The 17159-nt window shown below is 63.7% G+C and carries 12 protein-coding genes and 1 pseudogene; 7 read left to right on the top strand and 6 right to left on the bottom strand.

Annotated features, from left to right (window positions below; translation table 11 throughout):
- Positions 1–217 precede the first annotated feature (217 nt).
- Positions 218–1555 (top strand): MATE family efflux transporter, encoded by a 1338-nt coding sequence (locus tag PP4_RS03280; protein ID WP_016497864.1) that lies wholly within the window; start codon positions 218–220, stop codon positions 1553–1555.
- Positions 1556–1628: 73 nt separating this feature from the next.
- On the opposite strand, the gene PP4_RS03275 is transcribed toward PP4_RS03280, so the two are convergent.
- From PP4_RS03275 to PP4_RS03255, 5 genes are all read right to left on the bottom strand, one after another.
- Positions 1629–2084, bottom strand: a complete 456-nt coding sequence (locus tag PP4_RS03275) for an REP-associated tyrosine transposase (protein WP_016497863.1) — start codon at positions 2082–2084, stop codon at positions 1629–1631.
- 180 nt (positions 2085–2264) lie between these two features.
- A complete protein-coding gene (gene speA / locus PP4_RS03270; RefSeq protein ID WP_016497862.1) occupies positions 2265–4178 on the bottom strand; it encodes an arginine decarboxylase in 1914 nt (637 codons plus the stop codon).
- A 151-nt stretch (positions 4179–4329) separates the two neighbouring features.
- Positions 4330–4701, bottom strand: a complete 372-nt coding sequence (locus PP4_RS03265; RefSeq protein WP_016497861.1) for a translation initiation factor Sui1 — start codon at positions 4699–4701, stop codon at positions 4330–4332.
- Positions 4702–4996: 295 nt separating this feature from the next.
- A complete protein-coding gene (locus PP4_RS03260) occupies positions 4997–5533 on the bottom strand; it encodes an NUDIX hydrolase (protein WP_016497860.1) in 537 nt (178 codons plus the stop codon).
- Between the two features lie 2 nt (positions 5534–5535).
- Positions 5536–6603 carry a DUF2333 family protein gene (locus tag PP4_RS03255; protein ID WP_016497859.1) on the bottom strand — a complete coding sequence of 356 codons (1068 nt, stop codon included), beginning with the start codon at positions 6601–6603 and terminating at the stop codon, positions 5536–5538.
- A gap of 248 nt (positions 6604–6851) precedes the next feature.
- On the opposite strand from PP4_RS03255, the gene PP4_RS03250 reads away from it, so the two are divergent.
- The 6 genes and pseudogenes from PP4_RS03250 (at position 6852) to accC (ending at position 14986) form a co-directional block, all read left to right on the top strand.
- On the top strand, positions 6852–8207 hold the full coding sequence (locus tag PP4_RS03250; RefSeq protein ID WP_016497858.1) for a diguanylate cyclase: 1356 nt from the start codon (positions 6852–6854) through the stop codon (positions 8205–8207).
- A gap of 1689 nt (positions 8208–9896) precedes the next feature.
- Positions 9897–10412 (top strand): annotated as a pseudogene (locus PP4_RS29765) (methyl-accepting chemotaxis protein); the annotation flags it as partial.
- Between the two features lie 231 nt (positions 10413–10643).
- Positions 10644–12416, top strand: coding sequence for a protein-disulfide reductase DsbD (locus PP4_RS03240; RefSeq protein WP_016497856.1), 1773 nt, complete (start codon positions 10644–10646; stop codon positions 12414–12416).
- 179 nt (positions 12417–12595) lie between these two features.
- Positions 12596–13051, top strand: a complete 456-nt coding sequence (gene aroQ, locus PP4_RS03235; protein ID WP_003255330.1) for a type II 3-dehydroquinate dehydratase — start codon at positions 12596–12598, stop codon at positions 13049–13051.
- A 100-nt stretch (positions 13052–13151) separates the two neighbouring features.
- Entirely contained in the window at positions 13152–13613 is a 462-nt protein-coding gene (accB, locus tag PP4_RS03230; protein WP_016497855.1) for an acetyl-CoA carboxylase biotin carboxyl carrier protein, read from the top strand.
- 17 nt (positions 13614–13630) lie between these two features.
- The gene (gene accC, locus PP4_RS03225) at positions 13631–14986 is read left to right on the top strand and encodes an acetyl-CoA carboxylase biotin carboxylase subunit (RefSeq protein ID WP_012270325.1); all 1356 of its coding nucleotides are present in this window, start codon (positions 13631–13633) and stop codon (positions 14984–14986) included.
- A 173-nt stretch (positions 14987–15159) separates the two neighbouring features.
- Here accC and PP4_RS03220 read toward each other — a convergent pair whose 3' ends face one another.
- Entirely contained in the window at positions 15160–17013 is a 1854-nt protein-coding gene (locus PP4_RS03220; protein ID WP_016497854.1) for a sigma-54-dependent Fis family transcriptional regulator, read from the bottom strand.
- Positions 17014–17159: the final 146 nt, after the last annotated feature.

Genomic DNA, 17159 nt, shown 5'->3' with positions numbered 1-17159 from the left:
AGCACCCGGGCGTTGCGCGGCAAGTGAGACCATGGTCGCGCTAAATGGTTGCCTGGCCGTTACACTGTGGCATTTGTCAAAGGGGGCCGCTGTGCGCCCCTTCGCGGGCTTGCCCGCTCCCACAGGTTTGGCGCCGTCCGCAAGAGCAACACTTTCCTGTGGGAGCGGGCAAGCCCGCGAGGGGGCGCATAGCGGCCCCAAGTCTCATGGAATGCAAATGTCCCAACTCTCTGCCGATTGGCGCCACCGCCCTACCCACCACAAGGTCTGGGCGCTGGCCGCGCCGATGATCCTGTCCAACATCTCCGTGCCGCTGGTGGCGCTGGTCGACAGCACGGTCATCGGCCACCTCCCCCACGCCCATCAATTGGGTGCCGTGGCCGTGGGCGCCACGTTGTTCACCTTCATGGTCGGCCTGATGGGCTTCCTGCGCATGGGCTCCACCGGTTTCGCCGCCCAGGCCGCCGGCCGTGGCGATGGCGCGGCGTTGCGCCAGGTGCTGGTGCAAGGGCTGCTGCTGGCGGTTGGTTTCGCGGTGTTGATCGGCCTGCTGGCCATACCGTTCAGCCAGCTTGCACTTCATGCGATGCAACCCAGCGCAGCCTTGCAGCAATCCACCGAAGACTTCTTCCACACCCGCCTGCTGGGCCTGCCTGCAGCGCTGGCCAGTTACGCGCTGGTGGGCTGGTTTCTGGGCACCCAGAACGCGCGGGCCCCGTTGGCCATCCTGCTGACGACCAACCTGCTGAACATTGTCTTGAACCTGTGGTTCGTTCTGGGGCTGGATTGGGGTGTACTGGGTTCGGCGCGGGCATCGGTGATCGCCGAGTGGAGTGCAGCCCTGCTGGGCCTGGCCCTGACCCGCCCGGCCCTGCGGGCCTACCCGGGGCAAGTGGCGTGGGCGGCGCTCAAACGCTGGCAGGCCTGGCGCCCGCTGCTGGCGGTGAACCGCGATATTTTCCTGCGTAGCCTGGCGCTACAACTGGTGTTTCTGCTGATTACCGTACAAGGCGCACGCCTGGGCGAGTCCACGGTAGCGGCCAACGCCCTGCTGCTCAACGGCCTGCTGTTGACCGCCTATGCCCTCGACGGGCTGGCGCACGCGGTGGAAGCACTGTGCGGCCATGCCATTGGCGCCCGTGATCGCGACACCCTGCGCCGCTCGCTGGTGGTGGCCTGTGGCTGGTCGCTGATCACCAGCCTGGGGTTTGCCGGGTTGTTCCTGCTGGGTGGGCACTTGTTCATCGACTTGCAGACCGACATCGACAGTGTGCGGACGGCGGCCTACCCATATTTGCCCTACCTGGCGCTGCTGCCGTTGATTGCAGTGTGGAGTTATCTGCTGGACGGCCTGTTCATTGGCGCGACCCGGGCGCGGGAGATGCGCAATGCGATGTTGGTGTCGGTGCTGATTGCACTGCCGGTGGCGGTGGGCATGAGCGGGTTCGGCAACCATGGGTTGTGGTTGGCGTTTCTCGGGTTCATGGGGTTGCGGGCGGTGACGCTGGGGTGGGTGGGGTGGCGGTTGCAGCAGAAGGGTGAGTGGATCGCGTAACGGCTTGGTATCGGGGTCCCCTGTAGGAGCGGCCTTGTGTCGCGAAATGAGGGCAAAGCCCTCACCTGCTGACTCATAGCCACACACAATCCCAATGCGGATACTCGCCCGCTCGCCGGACCAGGCCAGCCCGAATCGGGTTGGCGATGATGTAGCGGGCAGCGGCCTTTACATCTTCTTCCTTGCGCAATGCCCGATCATAAAAGCCAGGTTGCCAGATGTGCCGGCGATCCAAGCCTTTACGGTAAAGCGCGCAGCTGCTTCGCGACTTGAAGGCACACATGAGATTGCCCAAGCTGGTTGGCCCCAGTTCGATCAGCCAATGCAGATGATCCGGCATCAAGACCCAAGCCAGAGAGCGGCAGCCCCCTTCATGATCACTAAGGCGCAACTGCTGGATTACCGTCCGCGCAAACAAGAGGTTCCTGAACAACGGAAGGCGATCGCGCGTGATGGTGGTTAGCAGGTAGAGCCTGCCTGGCTCCGAGAAGCGCCCTTGGCGCAAGCGGTGATTGCCGTGAAGATCCATGTCTACTTCCTTTGAACACTACGTTCAAGGGTAGGTGTCGCGATGAAGGGCACCGCAGGCGGATCATTACCGCGTATGACGCGGTGAGGGCTGCGCCCTCAGATCGCGACACAAGGCCGCTCCTACAAGAGGTCGCGACCCAATGTGATATCGCGGTCTCTGTAAGAGCGGCCCCGGCAATTACGACGACAGGTACGAAGACCGGGTCAGCCCAAGGCGCAAGGCATCCAGGTACTGCGTGCGCTCGCGCGCAGTGATCTTGGCGCTGGCGACCTTGTCGCGGTAGTGGGTCATCAACTCCTCCGGCGACAGGTGCACGTAGCGCAGCATGTCTTCGATGGTGTCGTGGGTCTCGATGCCGGCGTGGTACACGCTGCCGTCGGCGTTCTGGTAGATGTTCACCGAGTCGGTGTCACCGAACAGGTTGTGCATGTCACCCAGGATTTCCTGGTAGGCACCGACCAGGAACACGCCCAGCAGATAGTCCTCGCCGTCCTTCAGCGCATGCACCGGCATGCTGGTTTCGATGCTCTGCTCGTCGACGTACTGGTTGATCTTGCCGTCCGAGTCGCAGGTCAGGTCCTGCAGTACGGCGCGGCGCAGCGGCTCTTCGTCCAGGCGGTGCAACGGGATGATCGGCAGCACCTGGCCAATGGCCCAGGTGTCCGGAAGGCTCTGGAACACCGAGAAGTTGCAGATGTACTTGTCGGCCAGCTTGTCGTTCAGCTCGTCCAGCACCTGGCGGTGCGAGCGCTGGCGGGCTTTCAGCGAGTTATGCAGGCGGCGGCACACGGCAAAGTAGCACTGCTCGGCCAAGGCCTTCTCGCTCAGGCTGATCTTGCCATCGGCGTACTGCGCGGCCACGTCACCCATGTAGTGGGTGGCGCGCCAGTAAGTCTCGGTCACCATCTCGATGTCGGTCGGGCCAAGCAGGTCGGCCAGCCACTGCACGGTCTCGGGCAGGGCTTCCTTGTTCTCGATGGTCGGCACGTCGTCGTTGTGCTTCTCGACGTCGGTGACCTGGATCACCAGCATGGCGTGGTGCGCGGTCAGCGAGCGGCCACTCTCGGAGAAGATGTGCGGGTGCGGCAGGCCCTGCGCGTCGCAGAACTCCTTGAGCATGCCCACCACCACGCCGGCGTAGTCATCCATGTCGTAGTTGATCGAGCTGGCATTGCGCGAGTGGGTGCCGTCGTAGTCCACGCCCAGGCCACCGCCAACGTCGATGTGGTCGACCGGCAGGCCCAGCGCACGCAGTTCGCCGTAGTAACGGATGGCTTCCTTGAAACCGTGCTGGTAGTCGGCCAGGTTGGCGATCTGCGAGCCCATGTGGAAGTGCAGCAGGCGGATGCCCTGGTCCAGGCCGGCATCGCGGAAGCGCTGCACCACCGAGATCAGCTGGGCAGCAGACAACCCGAACTTGGACTTCTCACCACCGGTGTCGGCCCATTTGCTGGAGGCCAGCGACGACAGGCGCACGCGCAGGCCGACCTGCGGTTTTACCTTGAGCTCGGCGGCCTCGTCGATCACCAGAGCCACTTCCGACTCTTTCTCGATGACGATGAACACGTTGTGGCCAAGCTTCTGGCCCATCAGCGCCAGGCGAATGAACTCACGGTCCTTGTAGCCGTTGCAGACGATGGTACCGCCCTTCGGCGCCAGCGCCAGCACAGCCAGCAGCTCGGGCTTGGAGCCGGCTTCAAGGCCGATGGAAACGTTTTGCGTGGCGATGATGTTTTCCACCACCGCTTCTTGCTGGTTGACCTTGATCGGGTACAGCGCGGTGTACTGGCTCTGGTACTCCAGGCGCGCGATATTGGCATCGAACGCACCGGTCAGCTGGCGTACGCGGTCCTGCAGAATGTCGGGGAAGCGCACCAGCAAGGGCAGCGACAGGCCGCTCTGGCGCAATTCGTCAACCTGCTCGTACAGGTCGATCGGCGCGCTGTCGGGCCCGTTGGGGCGCACTTCGACGCGCCCGGCTTCATTGATGGCGAAATAACCAGCGCCCCAATGGCGGATGCCATAAACACTGCGGCTGTCGGCCACGGTCCACTGGCTACCATCGTCTTTGCGTGTGCGTCGTACGGACATTCAAGTCCCCTATAGATAAGTCGAAGACACTGCCCCGCAGGCAGCGGAGCGAGTGTAAAAGCTGTAAATGACGATTCATCCGTGCTCAGGCATAGACCCTGACCACAGGAACGAGTTTAGAAAGCGCTGGGCAAAAAATTGTGCGATGGCCTCAGCCGCCGGACTTTTTCGCCTTGAAACCCTGTTTGGTCAGCTCGCCGATCAACAGCTCGACATGGTCGCCCTGGATCTCGATAACCCCGTCCTTCAGGGCGCCGCCAGTACCACAGCGGCGCTTGAGCGTGGTCGCCAGGTCTTTGAGCTGGTCGGGCGGCAGGGGCACCCCGGTGACGGTAGTCACGGTCTTGCCACCACGGCCTTTGCTCTCACGGCGCACACGGGCAATGCCGTCGCCCTCGGGGATGATTTGCTGCTTGCAGCTGCAGGCATCCACCGGCTGGCCACAGTCGGGGCAGTGCCGACCAGCGTCGGTGGAGTAAACGAGACCGCCAAGGGCGGAAAAGGAAGAAGCTTTCTTGGCCACTTTTGTTCCTCTGTGCTGAGGACAAAAACTGGTCGTGCCTTGGGGTTGAGGCCGACCGCGAAGCCCCACTCTGGCAGGGGCGGCGCTACTGCCGCAAGATCCTGCGACAGCCCGAAAAGGGCGCGCAGTGTAACGATAAATCCGGCTGTTGCTAAGTACAGGATTGCGGCATTTTACGAATGTTTTGCGACTATTCGCGGGCACGCCCGCTCCCACAGGTACAGCGCAGCTCTCGAACACTTCACAATCCATGTGGGAGCGGGCGTGCCCGCGAAAGGGCCAGCATTGAAAACAACTATCCCTGGCTGACTTTATAGCGCTGCAATGCCGCCAATGAGTCCGGGCAATACGGTTTGCTCAGGCTCTCTTGCTCAGCCTGCTCCAAGCCAATGAACCGCGCCTCGATCACCTCTTCCGGCTGCAAGCGCAACGGCGCATCGGACACCGCTGAATACACCGCACACCACAACCGGTTGTCGGGCTGGTCGAAATAGAACCGTTCGTGAAAGCGTAACTCAACCCCTTCAATTCCCAGTTCCTCGGCCAGCTCACGCGCCGCCGAGTCAGCGTAACCCTCCCCGGCCGTCACCATGCCACCCGCTGCCACATCCCAGTACCCCGGGTACAGCGCCTTGCTCAGGGTTCGCCGGTGCACACACAACTCACCGGCGCTGTTGAACAGCAGGATGAAGGTGCAACGGCCGATCAGGCCACGCTCGCGCAACTCTGCGCGGGGCAATGCCCCCAGTACCTGATCGGCCTCGTCCACCCAGCTGACCAGTTCGCGGTCGGAGGCCGCCCGGTGGGCGGCCTCGTTCGGGCTGATGGCCATTCTCAACCCTGCGACAGCAACTGACGCAGGTCGATCACGGCAGCGTTGGCCCGCGAAATGTAGTTGGCCATGACCAGCGAATGGTTGGCCCACATGCCGAAGCCACTGCCGTTGAGCACCATCGGGCTCCACAGCGGCTCTTGCGAGGCCTCCAGTTCACGGATGATCTGGCGCACGCTGACCGTGGCATTCTTCTTCGCCAGCACGTCGGCGAAATCCACCTCGATGGCGCGCAGCAGGTGCGACAACGCCCAGGCCTGGCCGCGGGCTTCGTAGAACACGTTGTCGATCTGCAGCCATGGGGTTTCCACCAGCTCCTCGTCCACCTGCGGCGCCTGCCCGGCAACGACCGACTCGGTTTTCAGGGTAGTGTTGAGCTTGACCCGGCCAACGCTGGCCGACAGGCGCTGCGACAGCGAGCCCAGGCGAGTGGCCACGTCACCCAGCCAGTTGTTCAGGTTGTCGGCACGGGTGTAGAAAATCGCGCCCTTGTCACCGGCAGCCAGACGGGTCTGGTAACGGCTCAGCGACTTGATGCCCTCTTCGAACTCCGACTCGCTCGATGGCAGGATCCAGCTCTTGTTGTCGAAGTTGAAGCGCGGCTCGGCCTTGGCCAGGTCGGCGTCTTCGGTGGACTGCGACTGCGAGCGGGCGAAATCCTTGCGCAAGGCGCGGGACAGGTCGCGTACCTGGACCAGCACGCCGTATTCCCAGCTCGGCATGTTGTCCATCCACAGCCCTGGCGGGAAGCGGTCGTTGGAAATGTAGCCACCCGGCTTGTTCAGCAAGGTGCCGGCCACAGTCTTGAGGGTCTCGATGGTGGTGTAGCCCACCACCATCTGCTGGCCGCCGCGCTCAGCGGCAGACTGGGCATTCTGCTGTACCGGGAACAGCTCCGGCTCCTGGCTCCAGTACCAGCCCAGGCCGATGCACACCAGCAGGTATAACCCGATCAGGGTCCCCAGGGCACGGCTCCACAGGCCGCCAAGGTAGCTACGGGCGGCAGCGCCGCGGCCGTCGACACGCTCACGGGGCTCGGCTTTGGCCTCGCGGTTTTTCCAGTCCAGCATGGCTTTGTCCTTAATCAGTCACGACGGTTCTAGGGCTTTGACCACAGGCCTGCGCCAGGGTGCCACGGCAAGCCCGCATGGCAGCACTATAAAGCAGACACCACCGTACGCATAAGCGACCAATCAGTCAGCAACTGAATATTCGTTCTGGCCGCTTTGTTGATACAGGGCAGTCACGTATTTGCAAAGAGCTGCTAGCATAGAGCCATCATTGCCCCTGCACATCCCAACCTATAAGTAGCCAGGACATGAGCCAAGCAGTTGAGCCGAGCCCGCAGTGCCCCACCCAACAGGTGACGCGTAGCGGCCTGCGCAAGGACGACCCGCTCGACCCGCTGCTGCTGCCCCTGCGCAAGCCGGTGTACATCCTGCTGCAGGACCATGAGCGTGCCCAGCGCCTGGCCCAGCAACTGGAGTTCTTTGGCCTGGTGGTGCAAGCGCTGCCCAGCGCTGCGGCGTTTCTCGCCTCGATCAACGAATACCCGCCTTCGGCCATCATCATGGATGTCGACTTCACCGGTGCCGGCCAAGGCTTGCTGCTGGCCGCCCAGGTGCAGCAGGGGTTGGTGCTACCTGTTCCGCTGCTGTTCTTCAGCCACCACGAAGCCGACACCCCGACCCGCCTTGCCGCCGTACGCGCGGGTGGCCAGGACTTTCTCACCGGCAGCCTTGAAGCTTCCAGCCTGCTGGAAAAGGTCGAACTGCTGACCAACGCCACCCCGCACGACCCGCTGCGCGTGCTGATCATCGATGACTCGCGCACCCAGGCGCTGCACACCGAGCGCGTGCTGGCCAGCGCCGGCATGGTCACCCGCAGCCTGACCGACCCCATCCGCACCATGGCCGAGCTTGCCGACTTCCAGCCCGACCTGATCATCCTCGACCTGTACATGCCTGCCTGCACCGGCCCGGAACTGGCCAAGGTGATCCGCCACAGCGACCGCTATGTGAGCGTGCCGATCATCTACCTGTCTGCCGAAGACGACCTGGACAAGCAGCTGGATGCGATGAGCGAAGGCGGTGATGATTTTTTGACCAAGCCGTTTCGCTCACGCCACCTGATCACCACCGTGCGCAACCGCGCCGCCCGCGCCCGGCACCTGAAGGCGCGCATGGTGCGCGACAGCCTGACCGGGCTGTACAACCACACCCACATCCTGCAACTGCTGGAAGACTGCAGCTTCCGCGCCCGCCGCGAACAGCAGCCGTTGAGCTTTGCCATGCTCGACATCGACCATTTCAAGAAGATCAACGACCGCCACGGCCACCCCATGGGCGACCGGGTGATCAAGAGCCTTGCGCTGTTCCTCAAGCAACGCTTGCGCAAGACTGATTTCATTGGCCGTTATGGGGGTGAAGAGTTCGCCATCGTCATGCCCAATACTGCGCTGGACGCAGCGCACAAGGTGCTGGACGAAATTCGCCGGCGCTTTGCAGAAATTCTCTACCCGGCGCAACCGCGGGATTTGCAGTGCACTTTCAGTGCCGGGGTGGTGCAGCTGGATGAGGTGCTGGATGCATTGACTATGGCCAGTGCGGCGGACGAGGCGCTGTACCGTGCCAAGCATGCCGGGCGTAATTGCGTAGTGCGTGTAGAGCCCTGAGATTCGCACTCACCGTGCCGGCCTCTTCGCGGGCTTGCCCGCTCCCACCGGAATTTCATTCTTCTCAAGTCTGGAGGTAAACCCGTGGGAGCGGGCGAGCCCGCGAAGAGGCCAGTGCAGATCAAACCGATAGAGGCACTGTGCCACTTTTTTCTGGCACCAAGCCCCTGTCGTCATCACCCGGTCACAAAATCGCAATAACTTCAGGCGCCTACCTCTCCCCTGCGCAGGAAGTTCGCGGCTATGCGCCTGAAGTGGCTGACCAATTTCAACACCCTGTTGCTGGTAACGGTGTGTCTCGCCCTGGGCGTCACCCTGTGGTGGTCGCAGCGTGCCCTGGAGCGCCCCTACCAGATGATGGAGCGCTACCTGGGCCTGTCCCAGCAGTTCCAGAACCAGGCAGCACGCAACATCCAGGCTTACCTGGGCAGCGGCGATGCCCTGCGCCATGCCGCCGCCATGGAGGCCAACCAGCAATTGCAGGCCAGCCTGAGCGAGTGGCCCGCAGAACTGGCCGGCAAGCTGCGCCCCAGCCTCGACAACCTGCAGGCCTTCACTGCCAACGAACTGCTGGCCGCCGGTAAACTGGCCGGCGATCCGCAGGCCCTGCTGCTGCAGGCCGAGCGGGAAATGGGGGCCAACTTCGAACAACTGGCCGGCTACGCCCGCGACAGCGGCAGCGCCGATGCCAACCGCTACCTGTTGCCGTTGCTCGATGCCAGCGTGCACCTCGGTCGCCTGTCGCTGGCAAGGGACAAACTGATCAGCAGCGGCCGCCCGGAGCTGGCCGACGAAGTGGAGCGTGAACTGCAACTGATCCGCACCCAGGCGCAGGCCATCGACAGTTTGCCGTTGCTGGGCGTGACCCGCGCAGCCGAATCCGGTGCCGACGACTTCGCCGCCATGATGGGCCTGGAAACCCAGGCCAGCGCCCAGCAGGAAGACATTGCGGTGGGCCTGAAGCGTGAACTGCAAAGCCTGCTGAGCCGCTACCCGGCCGAACTGCAACGCACCCGCGAACAGATCGAACGCCGCGTCGCCCTTGCCGCCAGCACCCATCAGCGCCTGGAGGCGGTGCAGCAGGCCATCGCCGCGCTGGAACCCGAAGTACGCGGCGAGCATGCCAGGATCGCCGCCGAGGTGCGCCTCATCCAGGGCCTGATGATCGGCCTGATACTGCTCATCGCCCTGCTGATCGACACCTTGCAGCGGCGCCTGACCCGCACCCTCACCAGCCTTGCCCCAGCCTTGTCACGTTGGGCCGAGGGCGACTTTGCCCAGGCCATCTCCCTGGGCAAGACCAACCGCGAACTGCACGACATCCAGGAGTCGCTCAACCGCCTGCGTCAGTACCTGGTGGAGCTGGTAGGCACCATCCGCCACAACGCCGAGCAGGTGGCTGGCAGCAGCCACGCCCTGGCAGGCATGAGCGCCGCCCTGCACGACGGCGCCGAGCGCCAGGCCGGCGATACTGGCCAGATCCGCGATGCCTTGGGCGAGCTGGAAGCGACCATTCAGCAAGTGGCGGGCGATGCCAGCGCCGCTGCCGATGCCAGCCGCGATGCCGGGCGCGCAGTGGAACAGGGCCAGGCGGTCATTGGCCAGAGCTTGTCGGGCTTGCGCGAGCTGGTCGATGAAGTGCAAGGCAACGCCCGTATGATCGAGCAACTGGCCGACGAGTCGGCGACCATCGGCGGGGTGTTGACGGTGATCCGCTCGATTGCCGAGCAGACCAACCTGCTGGCGTTGAACGCCGCGATCGAAGCAGCCCGTGCGGGAGAAATGGGCCGCGGCTTTGCCGTGGTGGCCGATGAAGTGCGCTCGTTGGCGCAACGCACCACGGGGGCTACCGGCGAAATTCAGGCACTGATCGACCGCTTGCAGCAAGCCGCGAAAAGTTCGGTGGCGGGAATGCGTGCGCAGCTTGAGCATGCCGAGGCCACGGCCAACCAGGCCCAGGCGGCGGATGGCGCGCTGGACGAGATTGTCTGTGCCATCCGCACCATTTCCGACACAGCGGTGCGCATTGCCGATGTCACGGCCCAGCAGAGTGGCGCGGTGAGTGAAATCCGTGACCACAGCGAGCGGATTCACGCGCTGGGCGAAGATAACCTGCAGCGCATAGGTGAAGGGCGCGAGCAAGGCGAGCAGTTGCTGAGCCTGGGCGGTGAGCTGAACCGGGCGGTGCGAGCATTCAGGGTTTAACGAAGCATGCGTGATAACAGTGGGAGCGGGCATGCCCGCGAACACCGGCGCAGCCGGTGCCATCCATCTCGCCGCCTGCTTCGCGGGCTTGCCCGCTCCCACAGTGATCGCTAAAGGCCGGCACAGGCGACACATGATCCAGCGGCCATGTGTCGCCCCCACCGCCTGCATGGCCCCAACCTGCACCAACTCCGCTATCATGCCCGGCACGTTCCACCTCGCGAGTCCGCCATGCGCCGCCTGTTTTTCCTGCTGTTCCTGCTGCTGGCCAGCCCTGCGTTCGCCACGGGCCTGCTCGACAACCGCCCCAGCGCCACCCTCGGCGCCGCTTCGCTGGCCAACAACGCCGACTTCCTGCCGGTACACGAAGCCTTCAAGCTCAGCCTGGTCCAGGCCGATGCGCAAACCGTCAAGCTGCGCTTCGTCGCCACCGAGGGCTACTACCTCTACCGCCACCGCTTCCAGTTCCGCACCGAGCCCGCCGACATCGCCCTGGGCACGCCAAACATCCCCAAGGGCGAGGCCAAGCATGATGAATTCTTCGGCGATGTCGAGGTGTACCACGGCGTGCTCGACATCGAGCTGCCGCGCACCGACCCGCGAGCCTTCACCCTGCTGGTGGGCTACCAGGGCTGTGCCGACAAAGGCCTGTGCTACCCACCGGAAACCGCACGCCTGAGCATCGATGGCGAAGGCGGCGCCAACGCCCCCGCAACCGCCGAACACGGCTGGAACTGGAAATCGCTGCTGTTGTTCTTCCTCGCCGGGGTCGGCCTGACCTTTACCCCGTGCGTACTGCCGATGCTGCCGATCCTGTCTGGCGTGGTGCTGCGCGGCCAGGTCGGCGGCCTGCGCGGGCTGTCGCTGTCGCTGGCCTACGTGCTGCCGATGGCGGCCAGTTTCGCGGCGCTCGGCGCGCTGATGGGCCTGTTCGGCGCCGGCCTGAACCTGCAGGCGCGCCTGCAGTCGGCCTGGGTGCTGGTGCCCTTCGCGCTGTTTTTCGTGCTGTTCGCCCTGGCCATGTTCGGCCTGTTCGAGCTGAAGCTGCCCCAGGCACTGAGCAACCGCCTGAACAACGTCGCCAACCATACCCGGGGTGGCTCGCTGCTGGGCGCGGCAGTGCTGGGCGTGCTCTCCAGCCTGCTGGTTTCGCCTTGTGTGTCAGCCCCCCTGGCTGGCGCCTTGCTGTATATCAGTGCCAGTGGCGATGCCCTGGGCGGCGCACTCAAGCTGTTCGCCCTGGGCCTGGGCATGGGTGCACCCTTGTTGCTGGTGGCCACCGGTGGCGCAGCATGGCTGCCGAAAAGCGGCCCGTGGATGAACACGGTGAAAAACGCCATCGGCGTACTGCTGCTGGGCCTGGCCATCGGCTTGCTCAGCCGCGTGCTGCCGGGGCCGGTGACATTGCTGCTGGTCGGTTTCCTCGCCGCTGGCGTGGCCCTGTTCCTCGGCGCCTTGGAGTTCGTGGTCAAGACCGCTCGCCAACGCCTGGCCCAACTGCTTGGCCTGGCCTTGCTGGTATACGCTCTGGCCTGCTGGTACGGCGCCCTCAGCGGCCAGGGCGACCCGCTTCGCCCGCTGCCCGTTGCAACACTGGCGGCCACCGGCAGCAGCCAGGCGGCACAGGCAGATGCCTGGCAGACCATCACCACCCCCAGCGCACTGGACGCCGCACTGGCCCAGGCCAAAGCGGCCGGCCAGCCAGTGCTGCTGGACTGGTACGCCGACTGGTGCATCAGTTGCAAAGTGATCGAGCATGAAGTGCTCAATGCGTCGCAGGTGCAAACGCAGCTGACCGGCTTCAAGCTGCTGCGTTTCGACATCACCGAGAGCAGTGCCGAACAACGCAAGCTGCTCGACCGCTACCAGCTGTTCGGCCCACCCGCCCTGCTGTTCTTTGCCGCGAACGGCAGCGAAATTACCGCTGATCGGGTGATTGGCGAGATAAACGCCGGTGATTTTGCGCAAATTCTGACACGCGTGCGCGGCAAAGTCGGTCTATAACTTCCCGCGTGCCGGGAAAAATCCTGTAATAGATGACCAGATTTAATTATTTGGTCACATACTTCGCGCGAATCTCGGACATCGTGCTGGCTATTGCCGGGAACTGGACACTTGCCGTCGCTTTACGGCACACTCGCCGCGCTGTGTCGAATTGCCCTACAAATCCAAGGAATCCGCAGATGGCAACGCTACTGGTGCTCCACGGCCCAAACCTCAACCTGCTCGGTACTCGCGAGCCTGGCCATTACGGCGCCGTGACCCTGGCCCAGATCAACCAGGACCTGGAGCAACGTGCCCGCGCCGCGGGCCACCATCTGCAGTACCTGCAGAGCAATGCCGAATACGAACTGATCGACCGCATTCACGCCGCACGCAACGAGGGTGTGGACTTCATCCTGATCAATCCGGCTGCTTTCACCCACACAAGCGTCGCATTACGTGACGCATTGCTTGCGGTGAGCATCCCATTCATCGAAGTGCACCTGTCCAACGTGCACAAACGCGAACCGTTCCGTCACCACTCCTACTTTTCCGATGTTGCCGTAGGGGTGATCTGCGGCCTGGGCGCCAGCGGTTATCGCCTGGCCCTGGAGTCCGCGCTGGAACAACTGGCTGCCAACGCACAGCCCAAATGATGAAAACCCTGGCCTAAGTGGGCCGGGGTTCGAGAGAAACGTTTCCGATACGTTTTTTTGTATTTCGCCCCCTGACCGAACCTTTGGGAGTTGATGATTAATGGATATCCGTAAAGTCAAGAAACTGATCGAGCTGCTGGAAGAGTCTGGCATCGACGAACTGGAGATCAAGGAAGGCGAAGAGTCGGTCCGTATCAGCCGTCACAGCAAGACTCCAGCTGCCCAGCAGTTCTACGCACCAGCACCGATGGCCGCTGCCCCTGCTGCTGCCCCGGTTGCCGCTGCTGCTCCAGTCGCCGAAGCCGCTGCCGCTGCCCCGGCCCTGAAAGGCACCGTGATCCGCTCGCCAATGGTAGGTACCTTCTACCGCAAGCCTTCGCCGACCTCGCCGAACTTCGCTGAAGTGGGCCAGTCCGTGAAGAAAGGCGACACCCTGTGCATCGTTGAAGCCATGAAGATGATGAACCACATCGAAGCCGATGTTGGCGGTGTCATCGACGCCATTCTGGTAGAAGACGGCCAGCCGGTTGAGTTCGACCAGCCGCTGTTCACCGTCGTTTGATTCGCGGAGAGCCAACGATGTCTGGGAAGCTGGAAAAAGTCCTGATCGCCAACCGCGGGGAAATTGCCCTGCGGATCCTGCGTGCCTGCAAAGAGCTGGGCATCAAGACCGTCGCCGTGCACTCCACGGCCGACCGCGAACTGATGCACCTGGGCCTGGCAGACGAGTCGGTCTGCATTGGTCCTGCTTCGTCCAAAGATTCCTACCTGCACATCCCGGCGATCATCGCTGCGGCCGAAGTGACAGGCGCTACCGCCATTCACCCGGGTTACGGGTTCCTGGCGGAAAACGCTGACTTCGCCGAGCAGGTGGAAAAGTCCGGCTTTGCCTTCATCGGCCCGAAAGCCGACACCATCCGCCTGATGGGCGACAAGGTTTCGGCCAAGGACGCGATGATCAAGTCGGGCGTACCGACCGTACCGGGCTCCGATGGCCCGCTGCCGGAAGACGAAGAAGTCGCCCTGGCGATTGCCCGTGACGTCGGCTACCCGGTGATCATCAAGGCCGCCGGTGGCGGTGGTGGTCGCGGCATGCGCGTGGTGCACAAGGAAGAGGACCTGATTTCCTCGGCCAAACTCACCCGTACCGAAGCCGGTGCTGCCTTCGGCAACCCGATGGTCTACCTGGAGAAGTTCCTGACCAACCCACGCCACGTGGAAGTGCAGGTACTGTCCGACGGCCAGGGCAACGCCATCCACCTGGGCGACCGCGACTGCTCGCTGCAGCGCCGTCACCAGAAGGTCCTGGAAGAAGCACCAGCCCCGGGTATCGATGAGAAAGCCCGTCAGGAAGTGTTCAAGCGTTGCGTCGATGCGTGCATCGAGATCGGCTACCGTGGTGCCGGTACTTTCGAGTTCCTGTACGAGAACGGCCGCTTCTACTTCATCGAGATGAACACCCGCGTGCAGGTTGAACACCCGGTGTCGGAGATGGTTACCGGTATCGACATCGTCAAGGAGATGCTGAGCATCGCCGCTGGCAACAAGCTGTCGTTCCGCCAGGAAGACGTGGTTATCCGTGGCCACTCGCTGGAGTGCCGGATCAACGCCGAAGACCCGAAGAAATTCATCCCGAGCCCAGGCAAGGTCAAGCACTTCCACGCCCCAGGCGGCAACGGCGTTCGCGTCGATTCGCACCTGTACAGCGGTTATTCGGTTCCGCCGAACTACGACTCGCTGATCGGCAAGCTGATCACCTACGGCAAGGACCGCGACGAAGCCATGGCACGCATGCGCAATGCCCTGGACGAGATCGTCGTCGACGGCATCAAGACCAACATCCCGCTGCACCGCGACCTGGTGCGTGATGAAGGCTTCTGCAAAGGCGGCGTCAACATTCACTACCTCGAACACAAGCTGGCAAACGAGCATTGATCGAATAGTGTGATGTACCAGAACCCCGGACTTGTTCCGGGGTTTTTTATTGCCTGTCGGGGCCTCATCGCCGGCAAGCCAGCTCCCACAGGTACTGCGCATGGCTTGAGGCCGATGCGGTCGGGGTGGGAGCTGGCTTGCCGGCGATTGGGCTGCAGCGCAGCCCCAGGGCCCTACCCCTTCATCCGCGGCATCTCGATGCAGTGCTCATGCACACGCCGATACAAGGTAGCCCGCGAAATACCCAACGCCCGTGCTGCATCGGCCGGTTTCCAGCGATGGCGGATCAGTGCATCCAGCAACAACTGCCGGGCCGGGCAGGACACGCCGCTTTCAACCGAAACAACCGCATCACCGCGCACCTCTTGCGGCAAATCCTGCAACTGCACCTGCCCGCCTTCACTCACCGCACAGGCATAACGCAACACCTGCCGCAGTTGGCGCAGGTTCCCCGGCCAGCGGTAAAGCAGCAGCGACTGCAACGCAGCATCCGCCAACACCACCTCCACCGAACACGCTTGCGCCTCCTCGGCCAGCAGTTGGTGAATCAGCCCCAAACGATCCTCGCGCTCACGCAGCGGCGGCAACTCGAACCGGGCATTGGCCAGACGGAAGTACAGGTCCTCGCGAAAACGGCCCTCCGCCACCATCTTCGCCAAGTCGCGGTGGGTGGCGCAGATCACCTGGATATCCACCCGCTCGCGCCGTGCTGCACCCAGCGGCGCCACTTCGCCTTCGGCCAGCACACGCAGCAGGCGGGTTTGCAGGTTCAGCGGCATGTCGCCGATTTCGTCAAGGAACAGGGTGCCGCCATCGGCCTGCTGCAACAGCCCCTGCATACCTTTGCTGGAAGCCCCGGTAAAGGCCCCGGCTACATAGCCAAACAGTTCGCTCTCGATCAGGTTTTCCGGGATGGCGGCGCAGTTCAGGGTGACGAATGGCCCGTCGCGGCGCTGGCTTTGCTGGTGCAGCTGGCGGGCAAACACTTCTTTGCCGGCCCCGGTTTCGCCTTGGACCAGCACCGCGAGGTTGCAGTCCTTGACCCGCGTGGCCAGCCGCAGATGATGCTCGATGCGGGCGTCCTGCGCCTGCTGCAAGGGCTGCGCGCGCTGGCGTTGCTGCGGGGCGCTGACCCGGCCATACAGCCCACCCAGGCCCGGCAGGCGCTGGGCGGACGACGTGTTGACGCGCCGTAGCTGGCCCATGTCGAACAGTTCGCCAATGTGCTCGGGCAAGCGCCCCAGGTGCTGCACCAGCCGTTGCCGCGCCAGGCTGTTGATGGCCTGCAAGCGGCCATCGGCATCCCAGGCCAGCAGGTAATCGGGCTGGCTCTCCACATAACCCGGGGTGCCGTGGGCGCGCATGACCCAGTGGCCTTGGGCACTGTGCATGAAGAAGGCATTTTCGATTTCACGGGCAGTCTGCTCGACCAACTGGCGGATCAGGTGCTGGCTGCGGCGGTCGTCGGGTGACTGCAAGGCCGAGACATCCACCACCCCCAGCAACTCGCCCAGCGGGTCGAACACCGGCGCCGCGGTGCAGGTCAGGCCGATGAAGGCTGCGCGGAAGTGATCGCGCTTGTGCACCGTGACCGGGGCCTTGCTGGTCAGCACCGCCGCTACACCGCAGGTGCCCTCCTCGCCCTCCGACCAGCAGGTGCCCAGGTACAGCCCGGCCTTGCGGCAGTCATTGCGGATGGCCGATTCGACCCGGTAATCGATGGTGCGCCCCTGGGCATCGGTCAGCAGCACGCAGTAGTCGGCGCCGCGCACCCGCTCGTGCAGGCGTGCCACGGCATCGCTGGCGATGCGCAGAAACAGCTCGGCGCGTTCGCGGCATTCGTTGAGCAGGCTTTGGGACAGGATGCGCGGCCCCTGCTGGGACCCGGGGTCGAGGCGGTACAGCTCCATGGAACGGCGCCATGAATCGAGGATCAGCGCTGGCACCGGCGCCTGTGGCAGGCGGTCGGCGTTCTTCAGCACCCGGCTGACGCAGTCGACATGGGCTCGGGAGTTCGCGGCAAGCATTCAGGCCCTCCGGTTCTCGTTGCTGTTTTTATCGTTGTCCGGCCATTAAGCGCTTCCACGCATGCCCCGACAAGCACTGTGTGATTACCGGCCGGCTTGAGACGCTGCGTCTCAGCGTCTCGCCAACCCAGGCCCCGCGCTGGCAC

Origin of the sequence: Pseudomonas putida NBRC 14164, from assembly GCF_000412675.1 — a bacterium.
Classification (GTDB): Bacteria; Pseudomonadota; Gammaproteobacteria; order Pseudomonadales; family Pseudomonadaceae; genus Aquipseudomonas; species Aquipseudomonas putida.
The sequence above is the reverse complement of the archived record's forward strand: the minus strand, read 5'-3'. Positions and strand labels throughout refer to the sequence as shown.

Excerpts from the sequence above, each read along its gene's own strand:
- PP4_RS03280 (WP_016497864.1), top strand. The coding sequence starts at position 218 with ATGTCCCAACTCTCTGCCGATTGGCGCCACCGCCCTACCCACCACAAG.
- PP4_RS03275 (WP_016497863.1), bottom strand. The coding sequence starts at position 2,084 with ATGGATCTTCACGGCAATCACCGCTTGCGCCAAGGGCGCTTCTCGGAG.
- speA (WP_016497862.1), bottom strand. The coding sequence starts at position 4,178 with ATGTCCGTACGACGCACACGCAAAGACGATGGTAGCCAGTGGACCGTG.
- PP4_RS03260 (WP_016497860.1), bottom strand. The coding sequence starts at position 5,533 with ATGGCCATCAGCCCGAACGAGGCCGCCCACCGGGCGGCCTCCGACCGC.
- PP4_RS03255 (WP_016497859.1), bottom strand. The coding sequence starts at position 6,603 with ATGCTGGACTGGAAAAACCGCGAGGCCAAAGCCGAGCCCCGTGAGCGT.
- PP4_RS03250 (WP_016497858.1), top strand. The coding sequence starts at position 6,852 with ATGAGCCAAGCAGTTGAGCCGAGCCCGCAGTGCCCCACCCAACAGGTG.
- PP4_RS03240 (WP_016497856.1), top strand. The coding sequence starts at position 10,644 with ATGCGCCGCCTGTTTTTCCTGCTGTTCCTGCTGCTGGCCAGCCCTGCG.
- aroQ (WP_003255330.1), top strand. The coding sequence starts at position 12,596 with ATGGCAACGCTACTGGTGCTCCACGGCCCAAACCTCAACCTGCTCGGT.
- accB (WP_016497855.1), top strand. The coding sequence starts at position 13,152 with ATGGATATCCGTAAAGTCAAGAAACTGATCGAGCTGCTGGAAGAGTCT.
- accC (WP_012270325.1), top strand. The coding sequence starts at position 13,631 with ATGTCTGGGAAGCTGGAAAAAGTCCTGATCGCCAACCGCGGGGAAATT.
- PP4_RS03220 (WP_016497854.1), bottom strand. The coding sequence starts at position 17,013 with ATGCTTGCCGCGAACTCCCGAGCCCATGTCGACTGCGTCAGCCGGGTG.